Source organism: Actinosynnema sp. NPDC050801 (genome assembly GCF_040673975.1).
Classification (GTDB): domain Bacteria; phylum Actinomycetota; class Actinomycetes; order Mycobacteriales; family Pseudonocardiaceae; genus Actinosynnema.
The window spans coordinates 255,770-271,936 of sequence record NZ_JBFAQZ010000002.1 but is presented as its reverse complement, the minus strand read 5'-3'; the positions used below and the strand labels follow the sequence as shown (position 1 = coordinate 271,936).

Sequence of the window (16,167 nt, the reverse complement as noted above, 5' to 3'; positions counted from 1 at the left end):
CGACCCGGTCGTCAGAAGTCGAACCGGTCACCGGGCCGTGGCCGCGTAGCGGTGTCCGGCGCGGGCGGTGAAGGTGATGGAGTCGCCGTCCGCGCGGGCGGGCACCTGCTTCCCGGTCCGCAGGTCGACCAGCCGGAAGCCGTCGCGGAACAGGGTGCTGCGGGCCGTGACCGGGCCGTCCCGGCCGGTCGCCAGGGTGATCTCCCGGGCCGCGCCGTCGGACCACCGCACGTCGACCGTGACGTCACCACGCGCCCGCAGGCCCGCGTACGATCCGTCGCGCCACTCGCCGGGCAGCGCGGGGAGCACGTCGACCACGCCGTCCTGGCTCTGCAGCAGCATTTCCGCCACCCCGGCGGTCGCGCCGAAGTTGCCGTCGATCTGGAACGGCGGGTGGGTGTCCCAGAGGTTCGGCAACGTGCTGCCGATCAGCTGCTCCGCCAGCATCCTGTGCGCGTGGTCGCCGTCCAGCAGCCGCGCCCAGAAGTTGATCTTCCACGCCTTGCTCCAGCCGGTGCCGCCGTCGCCGCGCGCGGTCAACGAGGTCTCGGCGGCGGCCGCGAGGTCCGGGGTCCTGCGCGGGCTGATCCCGTTGCCGGGGAACAGGGCGAACAGGTGCGAGACGTGCCGGTGGGTGTTCGCCGGGTCGTCCCAGTCCTGCTTCCACTCCTGCAACTGGCCCCACGACCCGATCCTCGTGCCGGGGTCGAGCCGGTCGAGCGCCTTGCGCACCTCGCCGCCGAACGCGGTGTCGCCCACGACGTCGGCGGCGGACACGACGTTGGCGAACAGCTGCCTGACGATCTGCTGCGACATGGCGGCACCGGCGGAGAAGTCGCCGTGCTCGGGCGAGTAGCTCGGCGTGACGACGAGCCTGCCGTCGCGCGGGTCCACCCGCAGCCCGTCGAGCCAGAACCGGGCGAGTTCCTTGAGCACCGGGTACGCCCGCTCGCGCAGGAACCGGCGGTCACCGGTGAACAGGTAGTGCTCGTAGTGGTGCTGCGCGAGCCACGCGCCCGCTTCGGGGAACCAGAAAGCGGTCGCCCAGTCGTGCACACCGGTGAAGCCGAACGGGTTGGTCTCGTTGTTGACGACCCACCCGCGGCTGCCGTGCATCTCCCGTGCGGTGACGGCGCCCGGCTCGCGCAGTCCGTCCACGAAGTCGAACAGGGGCCCGGTGGTCTCGGCGAGGTTCGTCGTCTCGGCGGGCCAGTAGTTCATCTGCAGGTTGATGTTCACGTGGTAGTCCGCGCTCCACGGCGGCGACACCGAGTTGTTCCACACCCCTTGCAGGTTCGCGGGCAGCGACCCGGACCGCGAGGAGGAGATCAGCAGGTAGCGGCCGTACTGGAAGTACAGGGCCTCCAACGCGCGCCGGGTGGTCGCGGGCGCGGTGGCGTAACCGCGCAGGAGTTCGTCGGTCGGCACGTCCACCCGCTGCTGCCCGATGTCCAGCCGCACCCGGTCGAACAGCGCGCGGTAGTCGCGCTCGTGGGCGGCGAGCAGCCGGTGCCAGCCCTTCGCCGACGCCGCGTCGACGAGCGCCCGGACGCGGTCGTGGGGGTCCGGTCCGCGGTAGGTCGGGTAGTCGTCGGCGTAGTCGGTGCCGGCCGCGAACACCAGCACCGCGCTGTCGGCGGCCGCCACGGTGACTGTGCCGTCGGCGTTGTCGGTGCGCGTGCCGCCCCGGTTGAGCACCTGGAGCTGCGATTCGAACCGCATGCCGTTGTCGTGCAACGCGCCGGTGAAGGTGGACCGGCCGCCATCGGCCGCGGTGTGCGCGGAACGGTTGTCCGGCGCGGTGATCGAGGTGGTGAAGCCGATCCGGCCGGGCCGGTCGGCGGACAGCCGGGCGACCAGCACGCCGTCGGCGGCGGTGGCGAAGTACTCCCGCGTGTACCGCACGCCGTCCGCCGCGTAGGTCACCGAGGCGACCGCGCGGGACAGGTCGAGGGCACGCCGGTAGTCGGTGACCTCGGCGGGCGGGTCGGTGAGCGTCAGGACGAGTTCGCCGAACGGCTGGTAGGCGCCGAAACCGCGGCGCGGTTGGCCCAAGGCCGCCGCGACGGTGTCCGGCGCGACCCGGTGCTCGCGCTCGACCAACTCCTGGACGGTGCGGACGGCGTCCGGTCGCGGGCTGGTCCAGTTGCCGAAGTCGTAGCCCTGCGCCGAGCCGTGGCCACCGGTCCACAGCGTCTTCTCGTTGAGCTGGACGCGTTCGCGCGCCACGGTGCCGAACACGCCGCCGCCGAGGGCGCCGTTGCCGATGGGCAGCGACTCGCGCTCCCAGTCGGCGGCGGGCTCGTCGTACCAGAGCGTCAGCGTTCCCCGATCCACCGCGGCCACCGCTCGATCCTCCTCGGGCACGGCGACGCCGAGGGTGAGACCCGCGACGACGACCGCTGCCACACTGCTGCGCACACGTCTCATGTCTCCGTGACGGTAACAATACATCCGAAGTGTCGGAAGCCCTCCCCCGCTCGCACGCCCGAATGACGCACGAATCGCGGCGATACATCGGAGGGGTGAACCGTTCGGTGGATCGTCGATTGGCCCACGAGCGCGCGGGAAGCCACAGGGGAACGCCGAGCCGGGCCGTGGAGGGTGGGATCGAGCTGCGCGTGGACGGGCGGCGCCGACGGCTGCGCGTGGACACCAGGACGACCACGACGTTCGCGCCGGCACGGGACGGCGCGCGGTGATCCCGTTCGACTACCGGCGTCCGCCGGACGTGGGCAGCGCGGTGGCCGCCGCGACCGGGTCGGCCGGTGTGGCGTTCCTCGCGGGCGGCACGAACCTGATGGACCACATGCGGCGCGGTGTCGCCGCGCCCGAGGTGCTGGTCGACATCGGGCGGTTGCCGCTGGACTCGGTGGACGAGCTGCCCGACGGGGGCCTGCGGGTCGGCGCGACCGTGCGCAACGTCGACCTCGCGGCGCACCCGGTGGTCCGGCGGGACTACCCGGTGCTGGCCCGCGCGCTGTTGTCCGACGCGTCCGGGCAGATCCGCAACCTCGCCACGACCGCAGGGAACCTGCTGCAACGCACCCGGTGCGTGTACTTCCAGGACGTCACGGCGCCGTGCAACAAGCGTGAGCCGGGCACGGGGTGTTCGGCGATCGGCGGCTCCACGCGGCACCACGCGATCCTGGGCGCGTCGGCGCACTGCGTGGCCACGCACCCGTCGGACATGGCGGTGGCGATGGCGGCGCTCGACGCGCAGGTGGCGGTGCTGGGCACGTCCGGGCCGCGGGTGGTCCCGCTGGTGGAGCTGCACCGGTTGCCCGGCGACGAGCCGCACCGCGACGCCGTGCCGGCCCCGTCGGACCTGATCACGTCGGTGGACCTGCCGCCGTTGCCGCCGGGCGCCCGTTCGCTGTACCGGAAGGTGCGCGACCGGGCGTCGTTCGCGTTCGCGCTGGTGTCCGTGGCCGCCGTGCTGCGGGTGGAGGGCGGTGTGGTGCGCGACGTGCGGATCGTGCTGGGCGGTGTGGCGCACAAGCCGTGGCGGGCGCGGCGGGCGGAGGACCTGGTGCTCGGCTCGCCCGCCGACGAGGAGGTGTTCCGCCGGGCGGTCGACGCGGAGCTCGCGGGCGCGGCGCCGTTGGCGGGCAACGGTTTCAAGGTGGTCCTGGCCCGCAACGCGGTGGTGTCCGCGCTGCGCGAGCTGAGCCGGGAGCAGCGATGACGGACCTGCCGCGGCCACGCGTGCTCGCCGGTCGCCGCCCCATGGGCACCAAGGGCGTCGGTGAGATCGGCATCGTGGGCACCGCCGCCGGTGACGCCATCGTCGACGCGGCGCACCGCGTCACCGGCGTCCGCGACCCGCCGGTGACGCTCGACCACTTCCTGCGCTGACGTGGTTCCGGTCTAGGGCAGCAGCACGTCCAGGAACGGGTTGCTGAACACCCGGTGCGGGTCGAAGGCGTTGAGGGTGGCCAGGGCGGCGTCCCAGCTCGGGTCCGGGCCCTGCCGGTAGCTGTCGGGCACGGTGGAGGTGAGCACCGTGTGGTCGGCCCAGGCCGCCTGGTCCGTGTACGCCCAGCCCTTGGACCACTCGGCCCGGGTCGTCGCGTACGCGCCAGCGTACCGGGTGAAGAAGAACTGCTCCAGCTCGCGGTAGAACGCCGCCGCGCCGGGCGCGGTCGGGAAGGTCAGCACGTCGAACCACACCGCGACGTCCCACTCGGGGTGGTCGGCGCGGGGCCGCGCGGCGGACAGCGCGGGCGTCTGCGCGCCGGGCACGCCGACGTGCGACGGGTCGTCCAGGCCGCCGGCGCGGATCTCCACCTGGCCGGTCACCGGGAACAGCCCGCGGTTCTTGTAGGACAGCAGGAGCTCCTGGTAGAACGCGGCGAAGTCGCTGACCACGCGCTGGACCTCCGCGCGGCTGGTCAGCACCGCGTACCCGTTCGCGGTCTCGCGCAGGGTGGTCGGCTTGACGTAGAGCAGGAGGTTCTTCGACGCGCCCCACAGGTCGGTGGTGAGCGTGGCGGTCAGCCCGGTGGCCGCGGTCGTGTACTGCAGCTGCCCGAACGTCGGGGTGAGCGCCCACGCGCCGGTGATCAGCAGGTCGGCGAGGTCGGAGACGGGCTTGGGCACGTTGTCGGAGAACACGTAGTTGTACGGCGCGACGACGTGGCGGGAGGTCGGCGGCTTGGTCGGCGCGACGCTCCACGTCTTGAGCCACGGGCGGTCGGTGAAGACGAACCAGATCGCCTCGACCCGTCCGGCCTGGTCCAGGAAGCTCGCGAACGTGCGGGTCGCGCCGCTGCCCGGCGGTGCGAACAACTCGCTCGTCGGGATGTCGACCCGGCTCACGCAGCGCAGGTTCTGGTTCGCGCCGACGCGGAGGGTGACCTCGGTCAGGAACGCGCGTCCCACGTGGGTCAGCAGCGCGGCGCACTCGGGCTCGTCGCGCTGGAAGGTGCGCAACCGGTACTCGCCGCCGTCCCACACCACGGCGGTCAGCGAGATGATCAGGTTGCTCAGGGTGCCGTAGGTGTGGCCCGGCACGCGGGTCTCGCCGACCGCGGGGACCGACGTGCCGTGGCCGTTGATCGCCAGCACACCGCCCACGGTGAGGTCGCCCGGCGCGGGCGTGTTGGTCACGCCGAGGCCCGCGTCCTCCAGCAACGCCAGCAGGTCGTCCATCGACGCGCCGGTCTGCGCCCGCACCGCGCCCGGCAGCACGGTCACGGCCTTGAGGTAGCGGGTGGTGTCGACCAGCACGACGCGGTCCGCGCCGGTGGTGTCGGCGGTGACGGTGAGCGGCGACCACCCGTGCCGGAAACCCCTCGGCCGCAACGTGAACCCCTGGCCGTGCGCCCAGTTGGCGAGGAGCACCACGTCGGCGGGGGTGCGCGGGGCGCACGTCCACAGGTCGTCGGTCCGGATCTCCCCCGCCCAGTTCCGGTAGGCCTGGCGGTACAGGTCGACGCCCGGCGGGAACGCGGGTGGCGGGTCGGCCGCGACCTCGCCCGCCGACAGCGCGCCGACCGGCAACCAGGCCAGGGCCGAGGCTCCGAGGAAACTGCGCCGGGACAGGGAATCGCCGAGCTGGCTCATGATCCCGACCCTAAGTCCACCCGGGGTGGCTTGCGCGGCGCCGACCAGAGGTTGCGCCGAACAGCGCAGCGCGGTCGTCTCGGTTGGCGCGCCCCGCGGCCAGCTGGGCAACAATCCGGTCGCCGGGCCCGGGCCGGTGGCGCTACCTTCCGCCGATGGCGGAGATCCACGGCACGTGCGACGAGCGGTTCGGTGCGGTGCGCGACACCTTGGCGGCGTCACTGGACAGCGAGGACGTCGGCGCGTCGGTCGCGGTGTACCTGGACGGCGAGCCGGTGGTCGACCTCTGGGGTGGTCACGCCGACGCGGCGCGCACCACGCCGTGGGAACGGGACACCATCGTCAACGTCTGGTCCACCACCAAGACCATGGCGGCGCTGTGCGCGTTGATCCTCGCCGACCGGGGTGTGCTCGACCTGGACGCGCCGGTCGCCGAGTACTGGCCGGAGTTCGCCGCCGCGGGCAAGGGCGGCGTGCTGGTGCGGCACGTGCTGGGCCACACCGCGGGCCTGCCCACCTGGCAGGAGCCGATCACCGTGCCCGACCTGTTCGACTGGGAGGACGCGACGGCGCGGCTGGCGGCGCAGCCCGCCCGGTGGGAGCCGGGCGCGGTCGGGTGCTACCACCCGTTGACGCAGGGGTTCCTGGTGGGCGAGGTGGTCCGCCGGGTGACCGGGCGCGGCCTGGGCGCGTTCTTCGCCGAGGAGGTCGCCGGGCCGCTGGGCGCCGACTTCCACATCGGCCTGCCCGTCGAGCACGACCACCGGGTCGCGCGGGTGATCCCGCCGCCGCGATCCGCGGGCGACGCGGCTCCCGGGTTGGACGGGGAGGACCCGAACCCCGCCATCGTGGCGGAGGACGCGAACGCGCCGGCGTGGCGGCGCGCGGAGATCCCGTCCGCCGGAGGGCACGGCAACGCGCGTTCGGTGGCGTTGGTGCAGTCCGCGTTGGCGTGCGGCGGAGCGGTCGGCGGCGTGCGGCTGCTGTCGGAGGCCGGGTGCCGACGCGTGCTGGAGGAGCAGTTCCGGGGCGTGGACCACTACCTGGGCGTGCCGCTGCGCTACGGCATGGGTTTCCGGGTGGAGGGGCGGACGTGTTCGTGGGGCGGGTGGGGCGGTTCGGTCGTGGTGGTCGACCTGGACACCCGCATGACGGTCGCGTACGTGATGAACCAGATGCTGGAGCAGGGCACGATGGGCGACAACCGCGGCCTCGGGATCGTGCTGGCCGCCTACGACGGGCTCGCCACCGCGGCCTGAGCGCGGCCGGTCCCGAGCACGACCGGCAGGGTGCGGTGGCCGTTGGAGATGAACGACGGCAGGGGTTGCAGCTCGTCGGCGGGCACGGCGAGGGCGAGGTCGGGGAAGCGGTCGAACAGGGTCCGCAGCGCCACTTCGGCCTCGATGCGGGCCAGCGGCGCGCCGAGGCAGTAGTGGACGCCGTGTCCGAAGGACAGGTGCGTCTTGTCCACGCGGGCGATGTCGTAGCGGTCGGCACCGGTCCCGTGGTGGGCCGGGTCGCGCCCGGCGGCGGCGTAGGCGGCGAGGATCGCCTCGCCCCGGCGGATCGTGACGCCGTCCACCGCGATGTCCTCGACGGCGTAGCGCAGCGGCAGGTTCGCCACCGGGGCCTGCCACCTCAGCGTCTCCTCGATCACCTCGCCCCAGCCGCGTTCGCCGGACCGGACCAGGCGGCGTTGGTCGGGGTGGGTGAGCAGCGCGGTGACGGCGTGGTCGAGGAGGTTGACCGTGGTCTCGTGGCCCGCCGAGATCACCAGGAGGAGGGTGTCGAGCAGTTCGGCCTCGGTGAGCCGGGTGCCGTCCTCGTCGCTCGCCGCGATCAGGCCGCTGGTCAGGTCGTCACCGGGGTCGGCCCGCTTGGCGGCGACCAGGCCGCCCAGGATCTCGTAGAGCAGGCGCTGGTTGGTCACCGCCTCCTCCGGGGTCGTCGTGGTGTCGAAGAGGCTGTCCACGGTCCCGCGCAGGCCCGGTCGGGCGTCGTCGGGGATGCCCAGCAGTCCGCAGATCACCTCGATCGGCAGCGGGTAGGCGAACCCGGCGCGCAGGTCGACCTCGTCCGGTCCGGCGGCGAGCCGGTCGACCAGCTCCGCCGCGATCCGCTCCACCTGCGGGCGCAGCGCCTCGGTCCGGCGGGCGGTGAACGCCTTGGAGATCAACGAGCGCAGCCTGCGGTGGTCGGCGCCGTATGCGGTGAACATGTTCCGCGCGGCGACCCACAGGTACAGCGGCCAGTCCTCCCGGACCTCCCCGTCGATCAGGGCGGGCCAGTGGCGGCGCGCGTCCTTGGAGACGCGCGGGTCGGCGAGCAGCCGGCGGAGCAGGTCGAGGTCGCCGACCGACCAGGCCGTGACGCCGCCCGGCAGTCGCACCCGCGCCACCGGCCCCACCGCGCGCAGGGCCGCGGCTTCGGCGTGGATGTCGCGACCGGTCGGGTCGAGCGTGTGCGAGCCCGGAGTCATGCACCCATCGTTACCGCACGATCACCGTCCGCACAAGGCTGCCGAGGTCCCGCCGATCGGCCTGCCGACCCCCCGGTTCCCCGGCTACGACGTGCCGTGCCGGACGCGTGAGCGGGACGGGCGTTCGCGGGTCGAAGGGCCGAAGTCGGGTGCCACGACGGAACCGCGCAGGTGGTCCCGGCGCAGCACCGCCAGGCCCGCCATCAGGGCCGCCAGCAGCGCGAACACCGACGCGACGGTCAGCGCCCCGAGTGGGCCGGCCGCGCCGACGACCACGCCCGCGACCAGGATGCCGACCACGCCCGTACACGCGGTCAGCGCGCCGACCGTGGCGAACACGCGTCCCCGGACCGCCTCCGGCGTCCTGGCCTCGACCAAGCCGTTCAGCGTCACGTTCTGCACCGCACCGCAGGCACCGGCGACCAGCCACGCGACCGCGTTGACCAGCAGGTGCGGCAGCTGCGCCGGTGCGGCGAGCGCCAACGCCAGGACCACGTTGCCGGTGGCGAAGGCCGCGACCAGCGCGCGCGCCGTGGTGAAGCGCCTGCCCAGGTCCGCGCCGAGCAGCAGGCCCGCCGTCCAGCACGCGAGCATCGCGCTGTAGGTGAACTCGTTGCCGCCGATCGGGCCGAAGACCAGGAACACCTCGTTGGCCAGCGCGATCGCCACGGCGACGCCGACCACGGCCTGCGCGACGACGCGTCCCAGCAGCAACCGGTCGCTGCGCAGCAGCACCCAGCCGCTCCACTGACCGTCCGACGCGGTGGCCACGTCGTCCCGCCCGGGGTCGCGGTCCACCCGCAGCCACAGCACCACGAGCGCGAGGTGCGCGCACACCGACACCGCGTCGAGCATGACGGCCCACTCGACGCCCGGCCCGACCGCGATCACGCCGCCCAGCACGATGCCCGCCACGGACCCGGTGTTCTGCGCCGACGACCACGACGCGTGCCCACCGGCCGCGCCCTCCTCGCCGGTGGCGAACGGGATCAGCGCGGACGCGCAGGCCCGCACCACACCGCCGCACACGCCGAGCAGCGCGACCACCCCGTACAGCACGGGCAGCCGGGCGTGCCCGAACAGCAGTCCGACCAGCAGCAGCACCTGCGCGAACACCGCCACGGTGAGCAGCAGGCGGTTGGGGAACCGGTCGACCGCCCACCCGCCGAGCGGCGCGCCGACCACCGCGCCGAACGCGACCGCGACGAACAGCCCGGCCACGGCGAACGCCCCGCCGGCGGCCAGTTCGGTGGTGAACCCGATCAGCGTGAGCTGCGCGCCGAGGCAGGCCACCCCGGACCCGCCCACCAGCACCGCCAGGTCCCGGTTCCCCCGCAGACCGCCGAGCACTGCGACCATTCCGCTCCCCCGCCGCGTCGCCGGTACGGACCGAGGCGTTCGCCTCGGGGTGCCGATCATGCCCGAAGATCACGTCGGATGGCGGGACCGGTGAGGGGTGCGGGCGGGTCACTCGCCCGACGCGTGCGGTCGGACGACCGGCGAGGGGCACGCGATGAGCGTCGTCTCCCGCACCGACGCCTCCCGCACCGACGCCTCCTCGAACGCTCGCCGCCTCCACCGCAGGCGAGCCGTCCACGACCAGGCCACTCGGCACGGGTACCGCCGGCCGACCTCGGCGACGCTCCACATCATTCGACGCCCCACACCCTCCAACGCCCCACCCTCCGACGCCCCACCCTCCGACGCCCCACCCTCCGACGCCCCACCCTCCGACGCCCCACACCCTCCGACGAGGGGCAGCCGGCCGCACGTCGACAGCCTTGCGGGGCACCGCACCACCGCGTTCGGAGGAGTCCTCGCGGCGTCGTGCCGGGCGGATACGATCCTGCGCGTGGACCCCGCCGACGACCTGCTCGCCTGGGCGCCCCCGCCGGGTGCGGGCGGTGCGGCGCAGGCCGTCGCGCTGCCCGGCTACAGCGACTTCCGGCTCGTCGCGCACGGCGGCGAGGGCACCGTGTACCGGGCCACCCAGGACGGGCTGGGGCGTGACGTCGCGGTGAAGGTGCTGGACGTGACCGACCCGGAGACGGTCAGCCGGTTCCGCCGCGAGCTGGAGATCACCGTCCGGCTCGGCCGCCAGCACCCGCACGTCGTGACCGTGCTGGACACCGGTGTGATCGCCGGTCGGCCGTGCATCGTGATGGAGTACTACGACCTCGGGTCGCTGCACGACCGGTTGCAGCAGCGCGGACCGCTGCCCGTGCACGAGGTGGTCGCGGCCGGGATCGCGGTGGCCGACGCGCTGTCCTTCGCGCACGGTCAGGGGATCCTGCACCGGGACGTGAAGCCGCAGAACATCCTGGTGCTGCCCACGTCGTACGTGCTCGCCGACTTCGGCATCGCGCGGGGCGCGGACGCGGCGCACACGGCGTCGTTGCACATGGTGAGCTACCGGCACGCCGCGCCGCAGATGGTGGACGGGCAGCCGCCCGCCGCGACCGACGACCTGTGGTCGCTGGGGTCGACGCTGTTCACGCTGCTGGACGGACAACCGCCGTTCGCGTCGGCCAACCCGGGCGAGGACACCATGCTCGCCTACCTCGGGCGGGTGCGGGAGGCGCAGCCGAGGTCGCTGCTGCGGCGGGACGTGCCGGTCGAGCTGATGGCGATCCTCCTGCGCTGCCTGCGCAAGGCGCGCGAGGAGCGGTTCCCCGACGCGGCGTCGTTGCGGGCGGCGCTGGCCGCGGTGCCGACGTGGACACCGCAGTCCACAGTGGACCCGGAGCACACGGCGGCGGTGCGGCGGCAGGTGCCGGAGCGCTACCCGGACGGTCCGACGGAGCTGCCCGACTTCGGCCCGCGGCAGGTGGCGGAGGCGGCGCCGGAACCCGTCGCCGTCGCGGCCGAGCCGGTGCGGACGTGGACCGAGGACCTGGCCGACCTGACCGTCCGCCACCACACCGAGCGCCGTCCGCCCGTGCCGCCGCCCGCGCCGCCGGTGGTGTCGCTGCCGGAGCCGCCACCGGCACCACGGCGGTCGCGCCGGTCGTGGACGTTGGCGGCGGTGAGCGCGGTGTTCGTGGGCGTGGTCGTGGGGGTGGCGTTGAGCCTGCCGGGAGGGCAGGAGGAGGCGGCGGCGCCGTCGTCGTCGTCGGTGTCCACGACCACCAGCACGGTTGCCGCGACCACGACGACCGCCACGACGGCGAGCCTGCCGGAGGGCGGCGACCCGGAGTTCACGCCGGTGCTCAAGCGGCTGGAGGACGACGGCAACCGGATCGAGCTGTTCTGGACCGACCCGAGCGACGGCAACGCCCAGTTCGTGCTGGTGGACGTGACGGGCCCGTCGGCGAAGCCGCTGGTGACGGTGGCGGCCGGTGCGACGTCACACGTGCTGGAGGGCCTGGAGCCGAAGGCGCCGCAGTACTGCTTCCAGGTGCTGGCGATCGGGCTGGCCGACCCGTCGACGCAACGCGGCGCGTCCGCCCGCACCTGCGCCGTGCGCAACGGCTAACGCCGCCACAAGGGCCGCGGGTCGACCGCCCAGAACAGCCTGCGGTACCAGGGGACCCCGCGCCGGAGCCCACCCCTCACCTGCCGCGCCAACCACCAAGCCGACGGCAGCGCACTCCCCGTGCCACCGGCCGCGGGCCGACCCGACGACGGCCGGTGATCACCTCTCGCCGGCGGCGCGTACCCCACTCCCCCGCGTCCGGTCATCGGCTGACCACCCACGCCCGTGCCCGACGGCCCGGAGCCGGCTCCCGACGGCACGGACACCGGGTGACCACCCACCCCAGCCTTCCGCGACACGGAGCCCGCTCCCGACGGGTCGAACACCGGGTGACCGGACGCGCCACCGGTCGGCGGCACGGGACCGGATCCCCGGGGCCTCGACATCGGATGGCCCGGCGCCCCCGTCGTTTGCGGCGGCGCGTAGCCCACTCCCCCGTGTCCCGTCGCCGCCCGGCCGCCCACCTCACCGGTCCGCGGCGCGGTGGTGTTGCCCGGCGGTCGGAGGCCCGAGGCGACCGGGTGGTCCGAGCGCGCCGGGGCGAAAGCGGCGTAGTCCGCCAACCGGGCCAGTTCCACCGCCGGCGCCGACGCCAGGTCCGTCGCGATGTCCGGCGCGGTCCGGTCGCGCGGCGGTGTCCGGCCGGCCAGCAGCAAGCCGTCCAGCACGTAGGCCCACGCGCCGGTCGCACCCGCGGCACGCAGGCGTCTGCGCCGCACCAGCCGGGCCAACCCGAGCACCAGCAGCACCAGCACCGGCACCCCGCCCAGCACCGCGTACCCGATCCACCGCCGCGACTCGGCCGGCGTCCCCTGCGCCGCCACGGGGCTCGACGGCGTCACCAGCGGCGGCGGCGCGGACAGCGGGGTGCTGGTCGGCGTGGCGGTGACCGACGCCAACCGGTCCAGCACCTCGCGCTTCTGCGCCGCGCTCGAACCACCCGACGACACACCGGCCACCGGGTCGAACGGCACCCAGCCCCACCCGGCGAAGTACACCTCGGGCCACGCGGTCGCGTCGCTGCCGCGCACCGCCCGCTCCTCACCGGCCGCGGGCTGGAAGCCGACGACGACCCGGGTCGGCAGACCCACCGCCCGTGCCAGCACCGCGAACGCCGACGCGAACTGCTCGGCCGTCCCCGCGTTCGCCCCCGGCTCACCGGGCCCGCCGAACAGGAACCGCTCCAACCGCGCGTAGGACGACCCGACCGGCGCCTGGGCATCCGGCGTCCGCCCCTGCTTCACCACCTGCTCGATGGCCACGGCCCGCTCGTACGGCGTCCGCGCGTGCTGCGCGATCTGCCGCGCGTACTCCGCCAACGAGTACGGCAACCCCGGCAACGCCAGGTACCGGCCCGCGTCGGCGGGCACGGTGGCGCCGAGCAGGTCCGTGTCGTCGGGCACGTCGAGCACACCGCGCACCCGGTACGACAGGCCCGGCCTGAGCTCGTCCAGCAGCACCAGCGACCCCGAGTCCGGGTCGACCATCGCGCCGTCCAACGTCACCCCGGTCGGCCGCCCCACCGTGGGCAGCCAACGGCCGCCCAGCTCACCGATGGTGATCTCCACCTCGGTCTCGTCCACCCGCGCGCCCGACGGGAGGTCCGGCTCGGCCACCGCGCCGATCGGCCCGTACAGCGACGCCGCACGCCACCCCGCGCCGGAGTAGTCGGACAACGCCACCAGCCGCACCGCGCGCTCCGGCCCGCGCACCCGGAACAGCTCGGTGTTGCCCAGGTTCGCCCAGGACGCCAACTGCGGCAGCGGGCTCGCCACGCCCAGGTCGCTGACCGGCGGTTCCACCAGCTCGCGCGGCTCGAACGCGTCACCGGACGGCAGCACGACGGCGAGCGCCGCCACCACCGCCACCGGCACGGCGGGTAGCCCGAGCAGCACCCGGCCACCGGCCTCCAGCCGGTCCACCAGCAGCCAACCGGCCGCGACCAGCGCGACCAGCACCACCGCGACCACGCCGTACCGGTCCGCCCGACCGGCCGTCAGCAACGCCGTGCAGGTGTACAGCACCGCCGCACCGACCACCGGCGCGAGCAGCGACCGCCCACGCCGCGCCAACGCCAATACCACGACCAGCGACACGCCGAACACCAGCAACGCGCCCGGCACCAACAGCTCGGGCGTCGCGGGCGCGGGCCGCGCGGCGGTCAGCAGGCGCGGCACCAGGTCCAGCAGCACCGGCAGCGGGTCGGTCGAGTCGATCGCCGTGTCCCGCGCCACCCAGTAGCCGCCGACGAGCGCCAGCGCCACCAACGAGAACACCACCAGCCCGGTCGGCATCCGCCGCCACCGCACCAACGGCAGGCAGCCGAACCCGACCACCGCCGCGCCCGCGAACACCAGCGACGCGGTGTACCCCTGCCACCCCGAGCCCAGGTGCAACGCCGCGACCACCACCAGCAACGCCGACCAGCTCACCCGCGCCGTCACCGCGACACCGCCGTGTTCCAGGCGTCCAACAGCCCTTCGGCCTTCGCGGCGCGCAGCACCAGCACCGAACCGACCGCCGAGACCGGGTGCGTCGGCGCGGGGTCGACCGCCAGCACCACGCCCACCGACGCCCGCCCCGCCTCCAGCATCAACGCGGACATGTCGGCCTCCGCACCGCACACGACCGCCACCACGTCCAGGTCCCGGATCGGCAGCGGACGTGCCGCGGCGGGCCGGTCGGCGGCCTTCAGGTCGGCCAACGCCGCCAGCACCACCGACGCGTCGGCGTCCACCGCGCCCGCGGGCAGCTCCACGTCCACCGCGCCCGCCGACGACACCAGCCGCACCGGGTGCCCCTCGGCGATCGCCACCGCCACCAGCGACGCCGCCACCTCCACCGCGTCCTCGAAGTCCTCGGCCCCGGCGTAGGAACCGGCGTGGTCGTCCAGCACCACCGCCAGGTGGGGGCGCGCCGGGTCCGCGTCCTCGCGGATCATCAACGTGCCCGTGCGCGCGGACGTCGCCCAGTGCAGCCGGCGCAGGTCGTCACCGGGCACGTACTCCCGCAACCCCACCAGGTCCGTGCCGCCGCGCTCCACCCGCTCGTCGGCGCCGACGTGCCCGCGCCGCACCCCGCCGGGCAGACCGCGCACCGGCAGCACGCGCGGCACCACGCGCACCTCCACCACCTCGCCGACGACCGTGCGGGCGTGCGCGAGACCCGCCAGACCGCGGCGGCTCAACGTCAGCGGACCCACCCGCAGCAGACCACGCACGTGCGTCGGGATCGGGTACTCCACCTTCACCTTCTGCCCCGGCGCGAGCAGCGGGATGTCCACCGCCACGGCGTCACCGGCCACCTCGTCGGTCGCGTCGAACACCACCGGGAACCTCCTGCTGGTGCCGGTCAGCTCGACCACGCCCGTGCACGCGCCCAACCGCTGCACGGTCCGCGGCCGCACGGTCCGCTTCGGCGCGACCTGCGCCCGCGACAGCACCGACAGCACACCGGCGAGCGCGAGCACCAGCAGCGCGATGCCCAACCCCGCCACACCCGGATAGCGCCACCACAGCCCGCACGCCACCAACGGCACGCCCAGCAGCACCGCGCCGGAACCCCGCGCGGTCAGCCGCACCCTGGTCATCGCGCGGCCGGTCGCGGCACCGCCACGCCCGCCAGGACGTCGGCCAGGACCTCCTCGGTCGTGGTGCCCGCCAACTGCGCCTCACGGGTCAGCACCAACCGGTGCGCCAGCACCGGCACGGCCAGCGCCTGCACGTCACCCGGCACCACGAAGTGCCTGCCCTGCGCCGCCGCGTACACCTGCACGCACCGCACCAGCGCGCGCAGCCCACGCGTGCTCGCGCCCAACCGCAACCGGCTGTCGCCCCGCGAGGCGACCCCGATGTCGCTGATGTAGTGCAACAACGGGTCCGCCACGTGCAGCGTCGCCAACCGACGCCCCTGCTCGGCGATCACGTGCGGGTTGCTCACCGTCGGCACCGCCCCGACCTGGCCCGCGCCGCTGCCGGGCCGCAGCACGTCGATCTCGTGCTGCACCGACGGGTAGCCGATGGACGTGCGCAGCATGAACCGGTCCAGCTGCGCCTCGGGCAGCCGGTACGTGCCGTCCAGGTCGATCGGGTTCTGCGTGGCCACCACCAGGAACGGCGCGGGCACCGCGTGCGCCACGCCGTCGACCGTGACCGTCCGCTCCTCCATGACCTCCAGCAGCGCCGACTGCGTCTTGGCCGCGGCGCGGTTGATCTCGTCGGCCAGCACGATGTTCGCGAACACCGGGCCCGGCCGGAACCGCACCTGACCGGTCTGCGGGTCGTACACCGACGTGCCCGTGACGTCCGACGGCAGCAGGTCGGGCGTGAACTGCACCCGCCGCGACACCCCGCCCAACGCGCCCGCCACCGCACGCGCCAGCGTCGTCTTGCCCGTGCCCGGCACGTCCTCCAGCAGCACGTGCCCACCGGCGAACATCGCCACCAGCACGAGGTCCACCACGTCCCGCTTGCCCCGCACCGCCGACTCGACCGCGTCACCGAGCCGCGCGTGCAGGGCGCGGAACGCCGCGATCTCGTCCTCGCCGATCGCCGGCACCGCCGTAGTCGTCACTTCTCGCCCCTCGTCACTCAACCCACATCGCCGCAAGCCCGCCGTGCGCAACACCCGCGGGGGCATTCGGGGC

Annotated in this window: 12 protein-coding genes; 4 read left to right on the top strand and 8 right to left on the bottom strand. The window is 74.4% G+C overall.

Annotated elements, in window-relative coordinates; genetic code table 11:
• Nucleotides 1-27 precede the first annotated feature (27 nt).
• The gene (locus AB0K14_RS05965; protein WP_360447955.1) at nt 28-2,430 is read right to left on the bottom strand and encodes a glycoside hydrolase N-terminal domain-containing protein; all 2,403 of its coding nucleotides are present in this window, start codon (nt 2,428-2,430) and stop codon (nt 28-30) included.
• Nucleotides 2,431-2,698: 268 nt separating this feature from the next.
• On the opposite strand from AB0K14_RS05965, the gene AB0K14_RS05960 reads away from it, so the two are divergent.
• Both AB0K14_RS05960 and AB0K14_RS05955 read left to right on the top strand, forming a co-directional pair.
• Nucleotides 2,699-3,688, top strand: a complete 990-nt coding sequence (locus AB0K14_RS05960; RefSeq protein WP_360447952.1) for a xanthine dehydrogenase family protein subunit M — start codon at nt 2,699-2,701, stop codon at nt 3,686-3,688.
• Nucleotides 3,685-3,858 carry a hypothetical protein gene (locus AB0K14_RS05955; protein ID WP_360447949.1) on the top strand — a complete coding sequence of 58 codons (174 nt, stop codon included), beginning with the start codon at nt 3,685-3,687 and terminating at the stop codon, nt 3,856-3,858. Before AB0K14_RS05960 ends, AB0K14_RS05955 begins: the two co-directional genes overlap by 4 nt.
• Nucleotides 3,859-3,870: 12 nt before the next feature.
• Here AB0K14_RS05955 and AB0K14_RS05950 read toward each other — a convergent pair whose 3' ends face one another.
• Nucleotides 3,871-5,568 (bottom strand): cholesterol oxidase substrate-binding domain-containing protein, encoded by a 1,698-nt coding sequence (locus AB0K14_RS05950; protein WP_360447946.1) that lies wholly within the window; start codon nt 5,566-5,568, stop codon nt 3,871-3,873.
• A gap of 155 nt (nt 5,569-5,723) precedes the next feature.
• Here AB0K14_RS05950 and AB0K14_RS05945 point away from each other — a divergent pair, with 155 nt between their 5' ends.
• The gene (locus tag AB0K14_RS05945) at nt 5,724-6,827 is read left to right on the top strand and encodes a serine hydrolase domain-containing protein (protein WP_360447944.1); all 1,104 of its coding nucleotides are present in this window, start codon (nt 5,724-5,726) and stop codon (nt 6,825-6,827) included.
• Here the strand turns inward: AB0K14_RS05945 and AB0K14_RS05940 are convergent.
• The 3 genes from AB0K14_RS05940 to AB0K14_RS05930 all read right to left on the bottom strand — a co-directional run bounded on the left by AB0K14_RS05940 (nt 6,800) and on the right by AB0K14_RS05930 (nt 9,700).
• Nucleotides 6,800-8,047 (bottom strand): cytochrome P450, encoded by a 1,248-nt coding sequence (locus AB0K14_RS05940; protein ID WP_360447942.1) that lies wholly within the window; start codon nt 8,045-8,047, stop codon nt 6,800-6,802. The genes AB0K14_RS05945 and AB0K14_RS05940 overlap by 28 nt on opposite strands.
• 84 nt (nt 8,048-8,131) lie before the next feature.
• Nucleotides 8,132-9,406 carry an MFS transporter gene (locus AB0K14_RS05935; protein WP_360447939.1) on the bottom strand — a complete coding sequence of 425 codons (1,275 nt, stop codon included), beginning with the start codon at nt 9,404-9,406 and terminating at the stop codon, nt 8,132-8,134.
• 108 nt (nt 9,407-9,514) lie between these two features.
• Entirely contained in the window at nt 9,515-9,700 is a 186-nt protein-coding gene (locus tag AB0K14_RS05930) for a hypothetical protein (protein WP_360447937.1), read from the bottom strand.
• 199 nt (nt 9,701-9,899) lie between these two features.
• Between AB0K14_RS05930 and AB0K14_RS05925 the strand changes: the two genes are divergently transcribed.
• On the top strand, nt 9,900-11,522 hold the full coding sequence (locus AB0K14_RS05925; RefSeq protein ID WP_360447934.1) for a serine/threonine-protein kinase: 1,623 nt from the start codon (nt 9,900-9,902) through the stop codon (nt 11,520-11,522).
• On the opposite strand, the gene AB0K14_RS05920 is transcribed toward AB0K14_RS05925, so the two are convergent.
• From AB0K14_RS05920 to AB0K14_RS05910, 3 genes are read right to left on the bottom strand one after another with little or no spacing between them, the layout of a single operon-like run.
• On the bottom strand, nt 11,519-13,966 hold the full coding sequence (locus AB0K14_RS05920; RefSeq protein WP_360447931.1) for a transglutaminaseTgpA domain-containing protein: 2,448 nt from the start codon (nt 13,964-13,966) through the stop codon (nt 11,519-11,521). The two genes, AB0K14_RS05925 and AB0K14_RS05920, sit on opposite strands and share 4 nt — an antisense overlap.
• Nucleotides 13,963-15,111, bottom strand: a complete 1,149-nt coding sequence (locus AB0K14_RS05915; protein WP_360447929.1) for a DUF58 domain-containing protein — start codon at nt 15,109-15,111, stop codon at nt 13,963-13,965. The genes AB0K14_RS05920 and AB0K14_RS05915 overlap by 4 nt, the downstream gene beginning before the upstream one ends.
• Complete coding sequence (locus AB0K14_RS05910; protein WP_360447927.1) at nt 15,108-16,094, bottom strand: MoxR family ATPase; 987 nt, start codon at nt 16,092-16,094, stop codon at nt 15,108-15,110. Before AB0K14_RS05910 ends, AB0K14_RS05915 begins: the two co-directional genes overlap by 4 nt.
• Nucleotides 16,095-16,167 lie beyond the last annotated feature (73 nt).

Excerpts from the sequence above, each read along its gene's own strand:
- AB0K14_RS05935 (WP_360447939.1), bottom strand. The coding sequence starts at position 9,406 with ATGGTCGCAGTGCTCGGCGGTCTGCGGGGGAACCGGGACCTGGCGGTG.
- AB0K14_RS05950 (WP_360447946.1), bottom strand. The coding sequence starts at position 5,568 with ATGAGCCAGCTCGGCGATTCCCTGTCCCGGCGCAGTTTCCTCGGAGCC.
- AB0K14_RS05945 (WP_360447944.1), top strand. The coding sequence starts at position 5,724 with ATGGCGGAGATCCACGGCACGTGCGACGAGCGGTTCGGTGCGGTGCGC.
- AB0K14_RS05965 (WP_360447955.1), bottom strand. The coding sequence starts at position 2,430 with ATGAGACGTGTGCGCAGCAGTGTGGCAGCGGTCGTCGTCGCGGGTCTC.
- AB0K14_RS05940 (WP_360447942.1), bottom strand. The coding sequence starts at position 8,047 with ATGACTCCGGGCTCGCACACGCTCGACCCGACCGGTCGCGACATCCAC.
- AB0K14_RS05930 (WP_360447937.1), bottom strand. The coding sequence starts at position 9,700 with ATGATGTGGAGCGTCGCCGAGGTCGGCCGGCGGTACCCGTGCCGAGTG.
- AB0K14_RS05915 (WP_360447929.1), bottom strand. The coding sequence starts at position 15,111 with ATGACCAGGGTGCGGCTGACCGCGCGGGGTTCCGGCGCGGTGCTGCTG.
- AB0K14_RS05955 (WP_360447949.1), top strand. The coding sequence starts at position 3,685 with ATGACGGACCTGCCGCGGCCACGCGTGCTCGCCGGTCGCCGCCCCATG.